The sequence below is a fragment of the Bacillus sp. RCC_6_1 genome (genome assembly GCF_041360755.1).
Classification (GTDB): domain Bacteria; phylum Bacillota; class Bacilli; order Bacillales; family Bacillaceae_G; genus Bacillus_A; species Bacillus_A cereus.
In genome coordinates this window covers 368770-388737 of the sequence record NZ_JBFUPV010000003.1, presented here as the reverse complement: position 1 = coordinate 388737, position 19968 = coordinate 368770, and the positions used below count along the sequence as shown (strand labels likewise).

The following is a 19968-nucleotide window of genomic DNA, read 5'->3' as shown; positions in this document are numbered from 1 at the left end:
TGTGTATTTTATGGATAATTTTACAAAACTGGTATAATTATATTGATGCTTGTATAAGTAGAAGTGTACAACAATTTATATTTCATAAAGGGGATGAATCAATGATTGGTGAAATGAAGCGAGAAGCATTGTACTCTTTAAAGGGAAAATGGGGACTAGGTGTTGGATCAACAATTTTATATTTTATTTTAAGTTATGTCGTTTCGATGGCTGCAATGCTTATACTATTAATTCCAGGAATTATTATATTTCTCTCAGTTGCAAGCTTAACGGGATCATTTGAAGAGGAAACGATGTCAATTGGAGCAGGTATTACCTTTGGAATTTTTTATTGCATTATAATAATTTTGAGTAACGCATCGTATGGGATCACGTCATATGGTTATACAAATGTATTTTTACAGATTAGTAAACGAGAAGATGCTAAAGTAGATTACTTATTTGAAGGATTTCGTGGCTTTAAAAGAATGATGAAAACAATGTGGGCAATGCTTGCGATTTTGTTATATACAGGTACATGGATTCCGATGCTGTTAATAGGCTTATTTGCATTGTTAGGTGAAGAAGGGAATACGTCATTTGCAATAGCTTTCTTCGTACTATTAGCAATTTCAATTGTTGGTATGATTGTGATGTATTTTTCTTATGCACTGACGTACTATGTGATGATTGAAAATCCAGAATATAGTGTTTCGCAGGCGATGAAGGAAAGTAAGAATCTTATGAAGGGTCATAAGTTAGATTTGTTTCTTTTATGGCTGAGCTTCATAGGATGGGCTATTTTAGCGCTTCTTACTTTTGGAATAGGATTTCTTTGGTTTAGTCCGTATATGAGTACGACGACAGCACACTTTTATCGCTATATTTCAAAAGGTGAATTTCAATAGGAACATGCTATACTAATAGAATTATTGTGTATAGGAGGCGAGGCTACGCATGATTAGTGATTTAAAAGGAGAAGCACTAGATTCATTAGAAGGGAAATGGGGATTAGCTGTTGGAGCTACACTACTCATTTCAATTCTTATCACGGCTTTTAGTTTTAGTGTTGATTGGGGATTTTCTTTAATTTTCGGTTGGCAAAAAACAAATGGTTCACTTTCAACGAATATTCTTACATTTTTTGTTACTGGACCGTTAACTTTAGGTGGATATTACCTTGGTTTAAATATCCTTCGTGAAAAGCAAGCTAGTATTGGTAATATATTCATTTGGTTTTCAGAGGGAAAGAGATTTCTAAAATCATTTTTATTATATTTATTAGTAAATCTTTATCTTTTCTTATGGACGTTATTGTTCATTATTCCAGGTATTATTAAATCATTTTCTTATGCGATGACATACTTTATTATAAACGATCATCCTGAGTATTCACTGAACCAAGCTATTACAGAAAGTCGTCGTATGATGGATGGACATAAGATGGAGTATTTCATTTTATGTTTAAGTTTTATTGGCTGGTTTATATTAAGTTGTATTACATTAGGAATTGGATTCCTGTGGTTAATTCCATATTTCTATACGACATCTGCAGCTTTTTACGAAGAGATCGCAGAAGAATATTATGAGAAAAATATTTAGCATTATAAAATCCCCAGTATGAATTATTTGTTCATACTGGGGGTTTTTTGTAGAAATTTTATAAACTGATTACTAGTAAGTGGTTTACTGAAATAGTAACCTTGCATATATTTACAGTTATGTTTTTGCAGAAACTTAAGCTGTTTTTCGGTTTCAATTCCTTCGGCAACGACTGAAAGATTTAAAGTATTTGCGAGGGAAAGTATTGTAGAAACGATGGCTCGTTCTTCAGGACGATGATCAGCTAATTGTGTAAATTCTCTCGGTACTTTTAATGTGTCGATTGGAAAAATTGATAAATAAGCAAGAGAAGAATACCCAGTACCGAAGTCATCAATGGAAGTTTGGATACCGTATTCTTTTAATTGCTTCAGTCTCAATAACGTTTCTTTCTCGTCAATCATTGCAATTCTTTCTGTTAACTCAAGTGTTACATATTTTGGATCGACTTGCACGTCGTTTAATATTTGTGAAATGTTTTCGATTAATTGATCTTGCCGGAATTCTTTTGCGGATAAATTAACACTTATTTTTAAATTTTGGTAGCCAAAGGTATGCCATATTTTTAATTGGAGACAAGCTTCTTGTAATACCCAATGTCCAAGTGGGACTACTTGTGGCGTCTCTTCTACAATTGGAATAAACTCACATGGTGAAATGTCACCTAATAGTGGGTGTTTCCAACGTATTAAAGCTTCAGCACCGATAATTTTATTTGTTGTCGTATCAATTTGTGGTTGATAAACGAGATAAAATTCTTTGTTTACTAAAGCGATTGGCAAATCTTTTTCAATTCGAGCTTTTCGTTCCATTTTTTTATATAGTTCTTTCGTGTAAAGAGAGCTACCGTTTTTTCCTTTATTCTTTGCTTCGTACATGGCCATATCAGCATGCTGCAAAATGGATAGCGCATCTTCACCTGCTTCAGGATATATTGCAATTCCGATGCTCGGTGAGATTTGTAAATGTTGATTTTCGATTTCAAATGGCTCATTCATGGCCGCTACAATCCTATCAGCTATTTTTTGGACATCTGGCTTTTTTTTGTAATTCTCGATAAGGATTGTGAACTCATCCCCAGCTAGCCGCGCGAGTTTCATATTTGATGTTGCTATTCTTTCGAGCCTTTTTGCTACTGCGATGAGCAATAGGTCTCCTACTCGATGACCGAGGGTATCATTAATAACTTTAAAACGGTCTAGGTCGAGAAACATAACAGCAAAAGGCTTTTTCGATATTTTTGCTCGTGCAATTGCCTGTTCTAAATGTTGATGAAATGCACGTCGATTTGCAAGCTCTGTTAAAGTATCATGGTATGCTAGGAAATTAATTTGTTCTTGTTGTTGTTTGCTTTCCGTAATATCTTTAATCATTAAATAAACCCCAGAAATTTTCTCCTTTAAAAAGATCGGTACGGCGGTAACGTGCAAGTAGTAAGTATCTCTGTTTTTATGGTACGCCCGTATTTCTAAAGAGATAGAATACCCCTTTTTCACGCGATGAAAGGCGTTAATCATTTCTTCTAAATCTTCTTCGTATATGAGTGAATAGTAAGGCTGGTTTAATAATTCATTCGTTTGATAACCGAGTAAAGTAGTACCAGCGTTATTTACTTTGAGAAAATTACCGTACAAATCTAATGTGAAGATTGGATCTGGATGATGCTCGTATAAAGATTTAAACATTTGTTGATTATGATAGAGTTCATTTTTCTGTTCTACTAAATCTTCTGTACGTAGTTTAATTTGTTTCTCGAGTTCTGAGTTGAATTGCATTTGAGCTAGCAATAAGATTTTATTTTGTTTTCGAACTAAACTATGACGTATGAGCACGAAAGAGAAAGTTATTATAAGTCCGATTACTATAATAGGCGCAAAAACGTATTCAACTAATATGAAAACAATAAGCATTACTACCGAAATATACGGTAATGATAATCGGATTGATTCACCAATTTTAGGTGTTAGTAGTACTTGTTCTTGTTTTTCAGGCTTTTTTGTATGGAGAATACAGGCGATTGCTACTAGTACTAAGGTTACTTGATAGAAAGGAGTAACTGTAAACATAGAATACTCTGGTATGAAGTATTTTATATACGCATAAATCGCATCTGTAGTAGCATATAAAATTAAAGCACTGCCAAGAAGTGCACCGACCTTTTTAGGTAATAAGGATAGTGGTTTGAATAAAAGGTTGATTCCTATTAAGAGAAAGAGTAAATCAGCCATTGGATAGGTAAGTTGAACAAATATGTCGATATAGGATGTTGTAAAGATATGAATAGTTCGTTCAATAAGTAAGTAGTAACTTAAAGTAAATTGGGCTGTAACGATAATACAAATATCACATAGCATAAAAAGTTTTTCTAATAAATCTCGGTTATAAATGATTTCGTATAGAAAGGCAAACGTAAAGCTAACTAAAAAAAGTAAGTAAAAAAAGTCAGATGGATCAACGAACGTATAGAAGTCCTTTACAATTAAACGCTGATAGGCAACGACTATATCACCGATAAAATAAGAGAGAGCTCCAACAGATAATATGATCCAAAATAAACGAGATAGCCCTTCTTTCATGTTTGAAAAATAAAGTATATAACTACAAGCGATAATATCAATTAATAGGGTACTCGTTCCGATTAATAGCTGAAAAGAAAATGAGTATTCATATAGAAAAGGCATCGCTACATAGTGAAGCGTTATAGACAGCAATACAATGCTTATAAGAATACTTACATGTGTTTGTTTTTTCATTTATATCACCTACGGTTTCTTGAAAAGCATATATAAGTTTTATATTTATTTTGCACAATTATAGTAAGTTGTAAAGGTAGATTTTAATAATTCTTGTTTCTGCCTCCCAACATATCGACATAGGAATTTGAAGTTTGCTATAATGATTAGAATAGTTGCATTATTTAGAAAAATTTAAAAATAATAATTACTGCAACTAGGACATATTGTTTACTATGTGAACTTGTTCTTAATTTAGGGGGGAGGGTTTCACAATGGCAAGTGTATATGAAAATAGTTATATGATCGTTTTGATTTTCTTGCTATTAGGTATATTGCTGCCGGTAGTGGCTCTTACATTAGGAAGGATGCTGCGCCCAAATAAACCAAGTGCAGCAAAGGCGACGACGTATGAGAGTGGAATTGAGCCTTTTCATGATGCAAATATTCGGTTTCATGCTCGTTATTATATTTTCGCTTTATTGTTTGTGATCTTTGATGTAGAAACTTTATTTTTATATCCTTGGGCTGTTGCGTATGACAAGCTAGGTTTATTTGCATTAATTGAAATGCTCATCTTTGTTGTAATGTTGCTAGTTGGATTAGCGTATGCTTGGAAAAAGAAGGTGTTACAATGGTTATAAATTTTGAGGAATTACATCCAAATGAGCGAGCAGAATTAGAACGAAATATCTTTTTTTCTACATTGGAACAGTTGAAAGGATGGGCGAGGAGCAATTCTTTATGGCCGATGACATTCGGACTGGCGTGCTGTGCAATTGAAATGATGGGAGTAGGTTCATCACATTATGATTTAGATCGATTTGGGTCATTTTTTCGGACTTCACCAAGGCAATCGGACGTCATGATTGTATCGGGAACGGTAACGAAGAAGATGGCCCCTATTGTTCGGCGCTTATATGATCAAATGCCCGAACCGAAATGGGTTATTGCGATGGGATCTTGTGCGACAGCAGGTGGTCCGTATGTAAATTCATATGCTGTTGTGAAAGGTGTAGACCAAATTGTACCAGTTGATGTGTATATTCCTGGTTGTCCCCCAAATCCAGCTGCTTTAATTTATGGAATTAATAAATTAAAAGAAAAAATTCGTTACGAAGCAAAGACCGGGAAGCAGGTGACGAATAAATGAGCAATCCAAATAAAGATTTAGAGGAGCTGAAAAAAGAAGCAGCTAGGCGTGCAAAAGAAGAAGCGAGAAAACGCCTTGTAGCGAAACACGAGGCGGAAATAAGTGAGCTTGAGGAAGAAGATCATGAAAAAGAGAAAGCGCTACCAAAAAACGATGATATTACTATAGAAGAAGCAAAACGACGTGCAGCAGCGGCTGCAAAAGCAAAAGCGGCAGCGTTAGCGAAGCAGAAAAGAGAAGGAACCGAAGAAGTGACGGAAGAAGAAAAAGCGAAAGCCAAGGCGAAGGCAGCAGCGGCTGCAAAAGCAAAAGCGGCGGCGTTAGCGAAGCAGAAAAGAGAAGGAATAGAAGAAGTAACGGAAGAAGAAAAAGCGAAAGCCAAGGCGAAGGCAGCAGCGGCTGCAAAAGCAAAAGTGGCGGCGTTAGCGAAGCAGAAAAGAGAAGGAATAGAAGAAGTAACGGAAGAAGAAAAAGCGAAAGCCAAGGCAAAAGCGGCGGCGTTAGCGAAGCAGAAAAGAGAAGGGACAGAAGAAGTAACGGAAGAAGAAAAAGCGAAAGCCAAGGCGAAGGCGGTGGCAGCTGCCAAGGCAAAAGCGGCAGCATTGGCGAAGCAGAAAGCCTCGCAAGGTGATGGGGATTCGGGAGATGAAAAGGCAAAGGCAATTGCAGCGGCAAAAGCGAAAGCAGCAGCGGCTGCAAGAGCGAAGACAAAGGGGGCTGAAGGTAAGAAAGAGGATGAGCCGAAGCAGGAAGAACTGTCCGTAAATCAGCCGTATTTAAATCAGTATGTTGAGGCTATTAGGGAGAAGTTAGGAGAGGGTGCATTAGTAGATTCCTACATTAATAAACTGTCAAAGGATGTGCCAACTCTTGTGGTGGATCCCGAAAAATATTATGAAGTGATGGAGTCACTGCGATTCCATGAGGGACTTGCTTTTGATTATATGTCAGAGCTACATGCGACGGATTTTGTGACACATATGGAAGTGTATGTTCATTTGTTTTCATATAGTAAGAAACAATCGGTAGCGGTGAAGGTAAAGCTAGACCGGGAAACGCCGCAAGTCGAATCTGTGACAGCGCTTTGGAAAGGGGCTGACTGGCCGGAGCGAGAAGCATACGATTTGCTCGGCATTATATTTAAAGGGCATCCGAATTTAACACGTATTTTAATGCCAGAGGATTGGGTAGGATATCCGCTTAGAAAAGACTATGAACCGTATGATGTGGAGGTGTAGCTATGATCCGCACGGAAGAGATGCTTTTGAATGTAGGACCTCAGCATCCGAGTACACATGGTGTGTTCAGGCTCGTAATTAAGATTGACGGGGAAATTATTAAAGAAGCTACACCTGTTATTGGGTATTTACATCGCGGGACGGAAAAGATCGCTGAGAGCTTACAGTATACGCAAATTATCCCTTATACAGATCGAATGGACTATTTATCAGCTATGACGAATAATTACGTCATTTGCCATGCTGTAGAGACGATGATGGGGCTTGAAATTCCAGAGCGTGCCGAATACTTGCGAGTACTTGCGATGGAGCTAGGAAGAATTGCCAGCCATCTCGTTTGGTGGGGGACGAATCTTCTTGATATAGGAGCGGTTAGCCCGTTTTTGTACGCGTTTCGTGAACGAGAGATGATTATAAATTTATTAAATGAATTATGCGGGGCACGGCTTACTTTTAACTATATGAGAGTTGGTGGTGTGAAGTGGGATGCGCCAGATGGTTGGATTGAAAAGGTGGAAGAGTTTGTTCCGTATATGAGAGAGCAACTGGCAGGTTATCATGATCTTGTTAGCGGTAATGAGATTTTCTTAAATCGTGTGAAAGGCGTTGGTATATATAGCGCGGAAGAAGCGATTTCGTATTCTTTAAGCGGAGCAAATTTGCGGTGCACTGGAGTAAACTGGGATCTTCGCAAAGATGAGCCGTATTCGATTTATGATCGTTTTGATTTTGATATTCCTGTTGGAAGCGTGGGAGATGCTTGGGATCGCTACGTTTGCCGAATGCAAGAAATCGAGGAGTCTTTAAAGATTGTTGAGCAAGCGGTTCAGCAGTTCCCGAAAGATGGAGCTGTGCTGGCAAAAGTACCAAAAATTATTAAGGCACCTAAGGGAGAAGCATTTGTACGTATCGAATCGCCGCGCGGAGAGATTGGGTGTTATATCGCTAGTGACGGAAAGAAAGAGCCGTACCGTTTGAAGTTTCGTAGGCCATCTTTTTATAACTTGCAAATTTTACCAAAGTTATTGAAAGGTGAAAACATCGCTAATTTAATTACGATTTTAGGTGGAGTTGATATTGTACTTGGGGAGGTTGATGGCTAATGATTGAGACGCTCTTACAATCACCTTCAAGCTGGACGAATTTCTTCATTTTTTTCGGATTAGCGGTACTTCTACTATTTGCAGTCCTTGGCTTCGTTACATATGGAATCTTGGCAGAACGGAAAGTGATGGGGTTTATGCAAGGGCGGATTGGCCCAAACCAGGTTGGAGGCCGATTTGGTTTACTGCAAACGGTAGCTGATGTTTTAAAACTATTATTGAAAGAAGATAGTATTCCGAAAGCAGCAGATAAACCGCTGTTTATATTAGCACCTGTCATTGCATTTGCACCAGCATTTATGGTGCTTGCAGTTATCCCGTTCACTGATAAATTTCAATTTGCAGATATTGGAGTTGGGCTACTTTATTATATTGCTGTTTCCGGTATTACGACGATAGGTGTTGTAACTGGGGGATGGGCATCGAATAATAAATATTCCCTTTTAGGAGGAATGCGTGCGGCGGCGCAAATGATTTCTTATGAGATTCCGCTCGTAATGAGTGTAATTGGTATCGTTTTGCTAGCTGGTAGTCTGAATTTAAATGAGATTGTAGCGGCGCAGGAGAAGGTTTGGTACATTTTCGTACAGCCAATTGGCTTCGTCGTTTTCTTAATCGCAGCAGTTGCAGAGTTAAATAGAACGCCATTCGATTTGCCAGAAGCGGAGTCAGAACTTGTTTCTGGATATCATACGGAATACTCAGGTTTTCGCTGGGCGTTTTTCATGCTTTCAGAGTACGTATATTTCTTCGGGATGGCATCGTTAATTACAGTGCTCTTTTTAGGCGGATGGAATCCAGTCATGTTTCTTGGATTTATCCCAGGTGCCGTATGGTTTGCTTTGAAATTTAGCAGTGTAGTCTTTCTATTAATTTGGTTCCGCGTTACGTTCCCGCGTATAAGAGGTGACCAGTTAATGGAGTTTGGTTGGAAAGTATTATTGCCGATTGCACTTGCAAATATTTTCTTAACGGCATTGATTAAGGAGTTATTCTTCTAATCTATGAGGGGGGTGCCAGTAAGAGATGAAAGGACTATTTAAAGGATTAAAATATACATTAAGTAATTTGAGCAAGAAGAAGGTAACGTATGATTATCCAAATCAACCGTTGTCGTTGCCAGACCGTTTTCGTGGAATTCAAAAATTTTATCCGGAGAAATGTATTGTTTGTAATCAGTGCTCTAACATTTGTCCGACAGACTGTATTCAGTTAACAGGAAAGAAACATCCGGATCCTACGAAAAAAGGAAAAATTATCGACACGTATGATATTAATTTTGAAATTTGTATTCTTTGTGATTTATGTACAGAAGTTTGTCCGACAGAGGCAATTGTCATGACAAATAACTTTGAACTCGCGGAATATTCACGTGATGACTTATTTAAAAATTTGCAGTGGCTTGACGAAAACGACGAAAACGTCAGGAAGGAGAACAAGGCATGAATGGCGAGTTTGTAGCATTCTTTATACTATCCTTGTCTGCAATTATCGGCGGTGTTCTTATGTTGAACTTAACGAAAGTTATGCACATGATGCTAGCTCTCGTTCTGACATTTCTCAGCATTGCAGGTTTGTATTTTCTTTTATCAGCTGAATTTATAGGCGTTGCACAAATTTTACTTTACTCTGGTGCAATCACAATTATTATGATTTTCGGCATTATGTTAACGAAACATAACGCGGAAAATGAATCGCGTCTTACTCTTCGAAAATGGATTATCTTCTTTGCAGTTGTAGCATTTGGAGCGGTTATGTATTTCGCTGTTAATAATGTTGATTTTGCAAATGAAAGCACACAAGGAAGTTTACCTCTCCATGAAAACAACACACTTCAAATCGGTACACTTCTCTATTCAAAATATATTATCCCATTTGAACTAACTTCAGTTATTTTACTTGTAGCACTCGTTGGCGCGATTGTACTTGCGAAAAAGGATGAGAAAGAGGAGGATTCCAATGAGTAGCGTTCCAGCTTCTGCATATTTAACACTTGCGATTATTTTGTTTTGCATCGGTCTATTTGGAGCTTTAACAAAGCGGAATACAGTAATCGTATTAGTTTGTATCGAATTAATGCTGAATGCTGCCAATTTAAACTTAGTGGCGTTTAGTAAATTAGGCTTATTTCCGAATTTAACAGGTCAAATTTTCTCACTGTTTACGATGGCTGTAGCGGCAGCGGAAGCGGCGGTAGGACTCGCTATTTTAATTGCTTTATATCGTAATCGTACAACAGTTCAGGTGGATGAAATGGATACGCTTAAAGGATAGCATTGTGACCGAAAAAGGGGGAAGGAAACAATGATCGATTATGCATGGCTCATACCGCTTTTCCCACTCGTTTCGTTTTTGTTACTTATTATATTCGGGAAGAAAATTAGAGAAGGAAGCAGCGTACTTAGTATTTTTTTCGTCTTTCTCTCCTTTATACTTGCGGTACTTGTGTTAATAGAAAGGTTTTCAGAAGCAAGCGTGAAGCATAAGTGGGTGTGGCTTAGAGCTGGAGATGTGGATATATCATTCGGCTTTGAAGTGACTGCATTAGGAGCTTTAATGTTATTTATCGTGACGCTTGTGAGTCTACTTGTACATGTGTATTCGAAAGGTTATATGAAAGGTGATGAACGATTACCAACCTTTTACGCATATTTAGGACTCTTTACATTTGCGATGTTAGGGCTTGTTATATCAACGAATTTATTACAGCTTTATATATTTTGGGAATTAGTTGGCCTTGGTTCATTTTTACTTATCGGTTTTTATTTCTTTAAAGAAGAAGCGAAGGCTGCTGCAAAAAAGGCTTTTATTATGACCCGTATTGGGGATGTTGGTTTATTTATCGGGATGATTTTAATTTTTTGGTACGCAGGTAGTTTTGAATATGACGCAATATTTAGGGCGATTTATACAGGGGATCTACCTCCTTACATGATTACAATAACAGCGATATTAATTTTTATCGGGGCGATGGGAAAATCAGGTCAGTTCCCGCTTCATACGTGGTTGCCAGATGCAATGGAGGGGCCAACGCCCGTTTCGGCACTTATTCACGCGGCGACGATGGTCGCAGCTGGCGTATATTTAGTAGCGACGATGTTTCCTCTGTTTTCAGCAAGTACAGTGGCGATGCAGACAGTGGCAATCGTTGGAGCTTTCACTGCAATCTTTGCGGCCTCTATCGGTCTTGTGCAAACAGATATAAAGAGGGTGCTTGCTTATTCTACAGTTAGCCAGCTCGGGTACATGATGCTCGCGTTAGGTTCTGCCGGTTATGTAGCTGGTATATTCCATTTAACGACACACGCTTTTTTTAAAGCACTACTATTTTTGGCAGCAGGAAGTGTAATTCATGCTGTGCATACGCAAAACATTAATAAAATGGGTGGTTTACAGAAGAAGATGAAAGTAACTGGTACGCTATTTTTAATAGGTACCCTTGCCATTAGCGGTGTTCCGCTGCTTTCCGGTTTTTTCAGCAAAGATGAAATTTTAGCGGCGACGTGGATGAATGGCAATTACGTTTTATTTACTTTAGCGGTAATTGCGGCGTTTTTAACAGCATTTTATATGTTCCGCCTATACTTTCTTGTCTTTACTGGAGAAACGAAGACGAAGGAAGAAGTGCATGAATCGCCTCGCGTTATGACGTATCCAATGATTGTTCTCGGCGTTCTTGCGGTAGTGGCAGGATATATAAATACACCGTGGTTTGGGACGTTTCTCGGAGATTGGTTGACGAAAGATGTAGGGTTTAAGGTTGAAGAAGCGCATGGACCAGTTTGGATTATGATTGTTGCGACACTCGTTTCATTTGCGGGAATCGCTCTTGCATATTTCATATATGGCAAGAAATCAATTTCTAGAGATTGGGCTGGGGGTACGGAAACATCTCTTTATAATCTTTTGAAAGAAAAATATTATGTGGATGAACTATACAACATGACGGTGATCCCTATTACGAAAGGAATCGCTCATGTGCTTCGCTTATTTGAAGTGTATGTAGTCGAAGGAATTGCAGTTTTAATTGGAAGTGTAGTTAAAGGCACAAGTAATCTTGGATCGAAACTTCAAAACGGGAATGTACAAGTGTACGGTACTGTAACGGCGGTTTCGCTCGCTGTACTCGTCATTATTTTGCTCTATACGGGAGGGGATTTACGATGAATGATTTGTTGTTAACGTTCTTCATTTTTTCCCCGCTTTTAGGAATTTTATTGCTTGTATTAACACCGAAAAAGGAATTGCGTACAGTGCGGGCGCTTGGCTTATTTGGGACGGCACTTCCATTTGGAATTGCTATCGTCCTCGCTTGTACATATGCTTCTGGAAAGAATTTGTCACTATTTGATGAAAAGGTGAAATGGATTAAGTTCGGCGATTTTACAGCGGTGGATAAAAGGTGGTTTTCTATTTATTACGAGCTTGGTATTGATGGTTTGTCGCTTGTCATGATGGTACTGACGGCTCTTCTAGCAACGCTTGCAGCAATTGCAGCCTTTTCTATTAAAAGAAATTTAAAAGCATTTTATATGCTGTTACTTATGCTAGAAATAGGAATGCTCGGCGTCTTTGCTGCTCAAAACTTAATGTTGTTTTTTATCTTCTTTGAAATTACGTTGCCACCAATGTTCTTATTAATTGGAAAGTGGGGAAAATTGTCGAGTGAAAAGGCTGCGTATAGTTATTTAATATATAACGGTATTGGCTCAGCTATTTTGCTCATTGTTTTCTCAATTTTGTTCGCGAAAACAGGTACAACAAATATTGTGGAGCTGAAAGAGATATTAAGAAGCGTAAGTGCAGAGGGAGCACTCGTCATCCCAAGTAGTTTGCAGCTTAGTGTATTTATTGCCATAATGATTGCTTTTGCAATTAAACTACCTGTTTTTCCGTTGCACCGCTGGATGGTCAATGTACACATAGAAGCGCATCCAGCTGTAGTTATGCTTCATGCGGGTGTTTTGCTGAAGATTGGAGCGTACGGTATTATTCGCTTCGGGAAAGGGCTATTCCCGGAATATTTTCACGATGTTGCAACACTAATTGCGATATTAGGCGTAATTAATCTACTATACGGTGCCTTTTTAGCGCTCATCCAAACGGACTTTAGGAAAGTACTGGCTTACTCTAGTATTTCGCATATGGGAATTGTGTTAATGGGACTTGCGTCACTTAATGCACCTGGTACACAAGGAGCGCTATTCCAAGTTGTATCACATGGTTTAATTGCAGCCTTGCTCTTCTTCCTACTGGGTGTTATAGAACAACGGTTTGGAACTTCGGATATTACGGTGCTAGGCGGACTTGCGAAAAGTGTACCGATACTTAGCGGATTCTTTTTAGCAGGAGGAATGGCATCGCTTGGATTACCAGGGATGTCTGGGTTTGTTAGTGAATTTCTTGCCTTTCTCGGTTTATTTCAAGGAGAGCCCGTCATTGCTGCAGTCGGTGTGATTGGCATCATTTTAACCGCTGTATATGTATTAAGGGCGACACTTCAAGTGACATTTGGAAAGAAAGAGTGGGAAGCAAAAACTGATATACACGGATGGGAGTATGTCCCTGTTTTACTACTTATCTTTTGTATTATTGCAATTGGAGTTATGCCAGAAATACTAGGGGATCCGCTTCAAAATACATTGAAAACATTGGGGGTGAAGTAGGATGGATATGAATACGTTACTTAGCTTATCGTGGCATCTAATGGTGCCAGAATTTATTATTCTCGGCGCCGCCATCCTTCTTTCCATATGTGATTTGTTTTTTAAGCTGAACCATAGATATGTAGCTCTTGGTGCGATTGCTGCCATCGTATTAGCAATCGTGTCATTAATTACTCTATATAGCGAACCAGCAGGAGATATTTTAAATGGATCGTTTGTGTTAGATGGATTTTCAAAAGGGTTTAAAACGTTGCTATTAGGTGCCTCAGCTCTCATTTTATGCACCGCAATGAGCGATGATAAGAAGAATCCAATTGAAGATAAGGGTGAATATTATTACTTATTTTTAATGGCACTTCTTGGTGCGATGTTCATGGCTTCTAGTGTTGATTTCATTACCCTTTTCGTTGGTTTGGAGTTACTTTCACTTTCTTCTTATATTTTAGTAGGAATACGAAAAAAGAGCCGTGCATCAAATGAAGCGGCAATGAAATATGTCATTAGCGGAGGAATTGGAACGGCGATTACGCTCTTCGGAATGAGTTATTTATATGGTATTACAGGTTCAACTAACATTGTAGATATGCAAAAGGTACTCACTGGGGAACTTGCTAGTGGTATTCAGTTATTGTTAGCTCTCGCATTTCTTTTATTGCTAGTCGGTCTCTCATTTAAAATTGCCACAGTGCCGTTTCATATGTGGGCACCTGATGTATATGAAGGAGCGGCTACACCAGTTACTGCTTTTCTTGGAACGATTTCTAAAATTGCTGGTTTCCTACTCATTATTCGTTTGTTCCTTATGGTTTTTGCAAGTGTATTAATACAAGGAGATATGCAATCTTTATATGGGCATATGAGTATATATATTGCGGTGCTAGCAAGTATTACGATGATTGTTGGGAATGTAGTCGCGTTAAAACAATACAATATAAAGCGTTTATTTGCTTATTCGGGCATTGCTCATGCAGGGTATTTACTCGTTCCACTTGTGGCATTATCACCATTTACGATGGATAGCATGTGGTTTTATATGCTGGCATACATGCTTATGAATATAGGTGCATTTGCTATCATACACGGCTTAATCTTACAAAATGATGAGGAAAATATAACGATTTTCACAGGTTTATATAAAAGGTCACCATTTGCAGCGATTATGATGACAATCTTTATTTTATCGCTGGCTGGGATACCAGGAACGGCTGGCTTCATTGGAAAGATTAATATCTTTTTAGGCGCACTTCATGTAGAGCCAGCACATTACGTACTAGCTTCGATTATGATGGGTACGACGGTTGTTTCATTCGTATATTATTTCCGTATTTTACAACAAATGTTTTTCCGCACAGGAGAGACAGAAGAGAGAATACGGTTACCGTTAAATATAAAGGTTGTTATGAGTCTTTGTGCAATTTCGATTGTAATACTAGGGATTATGCCGATGATTGGGTACAATTTCTTTTATGAATATTTTCCATTAATGAAAGATTTCTTCTTCTTAGGGAACGTGGTACAATAGTGAAAATAAAAGGTGTGGAGTCAGTACTCTGCGCTTTTTATTTTGTGTTAACTTGTAATGTAGATATACGTTTTTGGAAAGAAAATCACGATGTAAAATGTAAGATGTCTATGTGCATTTGAAAAAGTGTAGCTCCTACTTATTATGGTATCGTTTTTATATTCTTTCATAAGTAGTAGCTGAGTAAAAAGGGGTCGATTTTTTGGCACAACTTTTAGGGCAACAAGCACTGATTGCCATTGTTTCGCATTTATTGTTTATTACCATTACGTGGTGGGCCTTACAAGGCATTCACATTGAGCGTTTAATGAAGTCCGGAAAAGTGCTGCAGACGCGAGTATTACTCATCTTAATTACAATTGCAATTGGGACATCTGTAAGTAACTTTTTCCTTGATTATTTAGGCTATTCGAAGAGTTTAACGTATTTAGTAAAGTAAGTGTATAGAACCTCAAATCTCCGTTAACAATGGGGATAGGAGGGGATGAAATTGAAGCTTAAAGCCATTCTTATTGTTGCACTTAGTGTTGTTTTATTTTTGGTTGGATATAGAGAGATGAAACCGATAAGCGATGAACAGAAAATGGAGAGCATGATCAAGGCTTTGGAGAAAAATGATGCTAAAGTAGAAAAATGGTCATGGTTAGCGAGAGAAACAAAAACAATTTCTAACATACATACGTTTCAAAAGTTGTTAAACGATGTGAAGGAAAAGGCAAATATTCAAAAGTGGGAAGTAGAGCAATCTCCAGATGGATATAAAGCTACATCCTATAAAAAGCTTTCTTCTTATGAAGAACGAGTAGTAGTAACTTGGAGTAAAGAAAATACTAAAGAAAACACTTTCATTATCTTTGAAGTAAGTGGGGCGAAATGGGACCCGAAGTATGTTCAAAACATGAATAAAATTTTTAGTGAAAAACCTATAATTTACACTTGTGTTCAAGGTGTACTGAATGATAAGATTGAAGGTGTTTTGCAAAATAAAACCAATCAGGTTTTGAAAGATCTTTCAGCAAGAGCGATCGAACAAGTAGAAGAAAGAGCATTTGTGTCAGTCTCCGCATACAATAAAAAGTGGGATGACGCTCTTTCAACAAATAGAGAGAAAATAAATGTGCAAATAGCAATACGTTCTACAGACAACAAAGATACAATTGTGGTTGGCACACCGATCATAACTTCTGAGTATTGAGTGAATAGATACTGAAAAAAGGACACGGAGGGGAATAATTTGGAAAAGATCATCGTCCGTGGCGGAAAGCGGTTAAACGGCACAGTGCGTGTTGAGGGCGCAAAAAATGCTGTATTACCTATAATCGCTGCAGCCCTATTAGCGAGTGATGGAAAGAATGTACTATCTGAAGTACCAGTTTTGTCTGATGTATACACAATTAATGAGGTATTACGTCATTTAAATGCTGAAGTCGTATTTGAAAATAATCAAGTAACAATCGATTCTTCTAAAGAACTAAACATTGAAGCACCATTTGAATATGTACGTAAAATGCGTGCATCTGTTCAAGTAATGGGACCATTATTAGCACGTAACGGTCGTGCTCGTATTGCACTTCCTGGTGGATGTGCAATTGGTTCACGTCCAATTGACCAACATTTAAAAGGCTTCGAAGCAATGGGAGCGAAAGTACAGGTTGGTAACGGTTTTGTTGAGGCATATGTTGAGGGAGAACTAAAAGGAGCTAAAATCTACTTAGACTTCCCAAGCGTAGGCGCGACAGAAAACATTATGTCTGCAGCTACATTAGCAAAAGGGACAACAATTCTTGAAAACGCAGCGAAAGAACCAGAAATCGTTGACTTAGCTAACTTCTTAAATGCGATGGGAGCGAAAGTACGCGGAGCTGGAACTGGAACGATTCGTATCGAAGGCGTTGATAAATTATATGGTGCAAACCACTCTATTATTCCTGACCGTATTGAAGCGGGAACATTCATGGTTGCAGCAGCAATTACTGGTGGAGACATCTTAATTGAAAATGCTGTACCTGAACATTTACGCTCAATTACAGCGAAAATGGAAGAAATGGGTGTTAAAATTATTGAGGAAAACGAAGGTGTACGTGTTATCGGCCCAGATAAGTTAAAAGCGGTTGACATTAAAACTATGCCTCACCCAGGTTTCCCAACAGACATGCAATCACAAATGATGGCATTATTACTACAAGCTGATGGAACAAGCATGATTACAGAAACGGTATTCGAAAACCGCTTTATGCACGTTGAAGAATTCCGTCGTATGAATGCTGATATTAAAATTGAAGGTCGTTCTGTTATTATGAACGGTCCAAACAGCTTACAAGGTGCTGAAGTAGCAGCAACTGACTTACGTGCTGCAGCTGCATTAATCTTAGCTGGTTTAGTATCAGAAGGTTATACTCGTGTAACTGAGTTAAAACATCTTGACCGTGGCTATGTAAACTTCCATAAGAAATTAGCTGCATTAGGTGCAACTATTGAACGTGTAAACGAAAAAGTAGAAGAAGTGAAAGAACAAGAAGTTTCTGATCTTCACGCTTAATTGAAATAGTCTCTATGTCTTTTGACATAGGGGCTATTTTTTTGGGTTATTACTGTTATAGTCAATAAATTCTATACTTATGCACGTACCAGTAAAAATATTTAGAAAATTTCCGTTTTATACTCTTCCCCTTAAGTATGTTCTAAAAGAAAGAGTTGTTCCATAAGAATGAATGGAGTAAAGCTTTTATATTGGGGGAAAATAGGATGAAATTTTCAAAGCCACTTTTTATTACAGTAGCGCTCTTAATAGCGCTCGTTATCATTGTACCTGCAGCCCTTGTTATTCCATTTGCGAAAGCAAAAGTAGGGGAAGAAACGGCCTCTAAAACTCCTCCAGCGATAGAAAGTATACCAGCTCCAGGAAAAGTAGATACAGCTGTTCAAGTTGCTGTATATCGCGAAAAACAGAAGAAGGTAGAAACATTACCAGTGGAGGAGTATGTGGCAGGTGTAGTAGCTTCTGAGATGAATGCCAGTTTTGAAATAGAGGCACTAAAGGCACAGGCATTAGCAGCGAGAACATTTGTAGTACAACGTATGCTAAGCGGAGGAAAGAAAAATAATGCGGACGTGACAGATACGGTGAAAGATCAAGTGTACAAAAGCAAAGATGAATTGAAGAAGCAATGGGGTAATAACTACGAAAATAATTTGAAGAAAATTGAAGAAGCCGTTTCGAAAACAGCAGGACAAGTTTTAACGTATGATGGAAAACCAATTTCAGCATCCTTCTTTTCAACGAGTAATGGCCGAACAGAAAATGCAGCTGACTATTGGGGAAATGATTATCCGTACTTGAAAAGTGTAGATAGTCCGTGGGATCAAGCCTCTCCAAAGTTTACGAGCGAGCAAACATTTACAGTAGCTGATTTTCAAAAACGTCTCGGTGTGAAAGTGCTAGCAGACGGGAAGGTTGGAAATATTAAAGACCTTACGGAAGGAAAGCGCGTAAAGGATGTAGCTTTTCAAGGAAAAACATTAACAGGAAAAGAAGTTCGTGAAAAGTTAGATTTACGTTCTTCTGATTTCACGTGGAAACAACAAGGAGATAAAATCATCGTTACGACGAAAGGGTTCGGTCACGGCGTTGGTATGAGTCAATACGGGGCGAACGGCATGGCAGCGGAAGGAAAGAAATATACAGATATCGTCGCTCATTACTATAAAGGCGTTGAAATAAAGACGATGAATGATTATGAAGGAAAACTGATGGTGAAGAAATAGGTGTCAGAACTCTGGCACCTATTTTTTCTGTTTAAAATATCATAATTTTCCATTAATTGTTTGATATAATAGGATAAAAAGGCATTTGGGGGAAATGAAATGGCGTTACTAGAGTTGAAACAGTTAGGGAAGGCGAACCAGTTACCGGAAATTGAGCTAAAGGTTGAAAAAGGACAATGTATTGTTTTGCAATGCAATAATCATACAGCTAAAGTGTTACACCGCATTATTATTGGTGAAGAAGAAGCTTCAACTGGCAACGTACTGTTTGAAGGGGAAGCAATTGGAAAGAAAAATTATTCCCGCATAGGCTTTTGTTTTTTGAAGGATGAAGCATATGATCGTTTGAAGGTGAAGGAATACTTTAAGTTTTTAATGGGACTTTATGAATCAAATATGAGTAAGGAAGAAGTTGTACAATATGTTGGTCTCTTAGATAAGTTAAACGTTAAAATAGAAAAACTATCATTTTCAGAGAAACGTCGTCTTCATATTGGGCGAGTGATGATTCATAATCCGGATTTAGTCGTTTTGGAAGAGCCAGAGCAAAATGTAGATACAGAGAGTACGATTATTATTCGAAAAGCGATTATGAAAATGAAAGAGCAAGGAAAAGCAATTTTTATTACGTCATCTTTCCTATCGGATGCCCTTTCGTTAACGGAAGATGTATACATACTAAACAATGACGGTGTGAAAAAAGTAGAAATTGAACAAGAGGAAGCAGAAGAAGTCGATGAAGAGAAGGTCGTTCAAATAATTCCTCAAATGAAGTTAGAAAGAATACCTGCGAAAGTGAACGATAAAATCATTTTACTTGATCCGATGGAAATCCATTTCATTGAAACACAAAACGGAGTAACACATATTCACGTTCGTGAAGGAGATTTCGTATGCGCTTTAACATTAGGTGAACTAGAAGCAAGGTTAACAGGTTTTGGTTTCTTTAGATGTCATCGCTCGTACCTTGTGAATTTACAAAGAGTGCGAGAAGTGATTACTTGGACTCGTAACAGTTTTAGCTTAATTTTAGACGACGAAAGAAAAAGTTCAATCCCGCTTTCAAAAGGACGAATGGATGAATTAAAAGGTGTTATTGGACTATAAAAGTGCTCCAATAAGCTCAACATGCGATTCATTCACCGGTAAAAATACTCCTTTTACCGGTATTTTAATGCGCCTATCCTTTGTTTTTCATATGATTGAGT

The 19968-nt window shown here is 38.0% G+C and carries 19 protein-coding genes; 18 read left to right on the top strand and 1 reads right to left on the bottom strand.

Features of this window, described 5'->3' with window-relative positions; genetic code table 11:
- Positions 1-101: 101 nt before the first annotated feature.
- Both AB6801_RS14030 and AB6801_RS14025 read left to right on the top strand, forming a co-directional pair.
- Complete coding sequence (locus AB6801_RS14030; protein ID WP_000578829.1) at positions 102-887, top strand: DUF975 family protein; 786 nt, start codon at positions 102-104, stop codon at positions 885-887.
- Positions 888-936: 49 nt separating this feature from the next.
- A complete protein-coding gene (locus AB6801_RS14025; protein ID WP_000622463.1) occupies positions 937-1581 on the top strand; it encodes a DUF975 family protein in 645 nt (214 codons plus the stop codon).
- A 23-nt stretch (positions 1582-1604) separates the two neighbouring features.
- On the opposite strand, the gene AB6801_RS14020 is transcribed toward AB6801_RS14025, so the two are convergent.
- Positions 1605-4334 carry an EAL domain-containing protein gene (locus tag AB6801_RS14020; protein ID WP_000745005.1) on the bottom strand — a complete coding sequence of 910 codons (2730 nt, stop codon included), beginning with the start codon at positions 4332-4334 and terminating at the stop codon, positions 1605-1607.
- Between the two features lie 254 nt (positions 4335-4588).
- Between AB6801_RS14020 and nuoA the strand changes: the two genes are divergently transcribed.
- The 16 genes from nuoA to AB6801_RS13940 all read left to right on the top strand — a co-directional run bounded on the left by nuoA (position 4589) and on the right by AB6801_RS13940 (position 19867).
- Positions 4589-4957 (top strand): NADH-quinone oxidoreductase subunit NuoA, encoded by a 369-nt coding sequence (gene nuoA, locus AB6801_RS14015; RefSeq protein ID WP_000179273.1) that lies wholly within the window; start codon positions 4589-4591, stop codon positions 4955-4957.
- Entirely contained in the window at positions 4948-5466 is a 519-nt protein-coding gene (gene nuoB, locus AB6801_RS14010; protein ID WP_000236331.1) for an NADH-quinone oxidoreductase subunit NuoB, read from the top strand. The genes nuoA and nuoB overlap by 10 nt, the downstream gene beginning before the upstream one ends.
- Positions 5463-6704: an NADH-quinone oxidoreductase subunit C gene (locus tag AB6801_RS14005; RefSeq protein WP_098341125.1), complete on the top strand. Its 1242-nt coding sequence runs from the start codon at positions 5463-5465 to the stop codon at positions 6702-6704. The genes nuoB and AB6801_RS14005 overlap by 4 nt, the downstream gene beginning before the upstream one ends.
- 2 nt (positions 6705-6706) lie before the next feature.
- Positions 6707-7807, top strand: a complete 1101-nt coding sequence (nuoD, locus tag AB6801_RS14000) for an NADH-quinone oxidoreductase subunit NuoD (RefSeq protein WP_000621434.1) — start codon at positions 6707-6709, stop codon at positions 7805-7807.
- The gene (gene nuoH, locus AB6801_RS13995) at positions 7807-8808 is read left to right on the top strand and encodes an NADH-quinone oxidoreductase subunit NuoH (protein ID WP_000573426.1); all 1002 of its coding nucleotides are present in this window, start codon (positions 7807-7809) and stop codon (positions 8806-8808) included. The genes nuoD and nuoH overlap by 1 nt, the downstream gene beginning before the upstream one ends.
- A 25-nt stretch (positions 8809-8833) precedes the next feature.
- Positions 8834-9253, top strand: a complete 420-nt coding sequence (nuoI, locus tag AB6801_RS13990; protein ID WP_087948343.1) for an NADH-quinone oxidoreductase subunit NuoI — start codon at positions 8834-8836, stop codon at positions 9251-9253.
- The gene (locus tag AB6801_RS13985) at positions 9250-9774 is read left to right on the top strand and encodes an NADH-quinone oxidoreductase subunit J (RefSeq protein WP_001012814.1); all 525 of its coding nucleotides are present in this window, start codon (positions 9250-9252) and stop codon (positions 9772-9774) included. Before nuoI ends, AB6801_RS13985 begins: the two co-directional genes overlap by 4 nt.
- Complete coding sequence (gene nuoK, locus AB6801_RS13980) at positions 9767-10081, top strand: NADH-quinone oxidoreductase subunit NuoK (RefSeq protein ID WP_000100079.1); 315 nt, start codon at positions 9767-9769, stop codon at positions 10079-10081. The genes AB6801_RS13985 and nuoK overlap by 8 nt, the downstream gene beginning before the upstream one ends.
- Before the next feature lie 30 nt (positions 10082-10111).
- The gene (gene nuoL / locus AB6801_RS13975; protein ID WP_000568224.1) at positions 10112-11974 is read left to right on the top strand and encodes an NADH-quinone oxidoreductase subunit L; all 1863 of its coding nucleotides are present in this window, start codon (positions 10112-10114) and stop codon (positions 11972-11974) included.
- Positions 11971-13473, top strand: coding sequence for an NADH-quinone oxidoreductase subunit M (locus tag AB6801_RS13970; RefSeq protein ID WP_030029470.1), 1503 nt, complete (start codon positions 11971-11973; stop codon positions 13471-13473). Before nuoL ends, AB6801_RS13970 begins: the two co-directional genes overlap by 4 nt.
- A gap of 7 nt (positions 13474-13480) precedes the next feature.
- A complete protein-coding gene (gene nuoN / locus AB6801_RS13965) occupies positions 13481-14995 on the top strand; it encodes an NADH-quinone oxidoreductase subunit NuoN (protein ID WP_033668383.1) in 1515 nt (504 codons plus the stop codon).
- A gap of 202 nt (positions 14996-15197) precedes the next feature.
- Positions 15198-15434, top strand: coding sequence for a DUF1146 family protein (locus tag AB6801_RS13960; RefSeq protein WP_000057889.1), 237 nt, complete (start codon positions 15198-15200; stop codon positions 15432-15434).
- Between the two features lie 51 nt (positions 15435-15485).
- Positions 15486-16190 carry a YwmB family TATA-box binding protein gene (locus AB6801_RS13955; RefSeq protein ID WP_000767916.1) on the top strand — a complete coding sequence of 235 codons (705 nt, stop codon included), beginning with the start codon at positions 15486-15488 and terminating at the stop codon, positions 16188-16190.
- A gap of 39 nt (positions 16191-16229) precedes the next feature.
- Positions 16230-17534, top strand: coding sequence for a UDP-N-acetylglucosamine 1-carboxyvinyltransferase (murA, locus tag AB6801_RS13950; protein WP_000411274.1), 1305 nt, complete (start codon positions 16230-16232; stop codon positions 17532-17534).
- Positions 17535-17740: 206 nt separating this feature from the next.
- Positions 17741-18760 (top strand): stage II sporulation protein D, encoded by a 1020-nt coding sequence (gene spoIID, locus AB6801_RS13945; RefSeq protein ID WP_098341126.1) that lies wholly within the window; start codon positions 17741-17743, stop codon positions 18758-18760.
- 99 nt (positions 18761-18859) lie between these two features.
- Positions 18860-19867: a LytTR family transcriptional regulator DNA-binding domain-containing protein gene (locus AB6801_RS13940; protein WP_098341127.1), complete on the top strand. Its 1008-nt coding sequence runs from the start codon at positions 18860-18862 to the stop codon at positions 19865-19867.
- Positions 19868-19968: the final 101 nt, after the last annotated feature.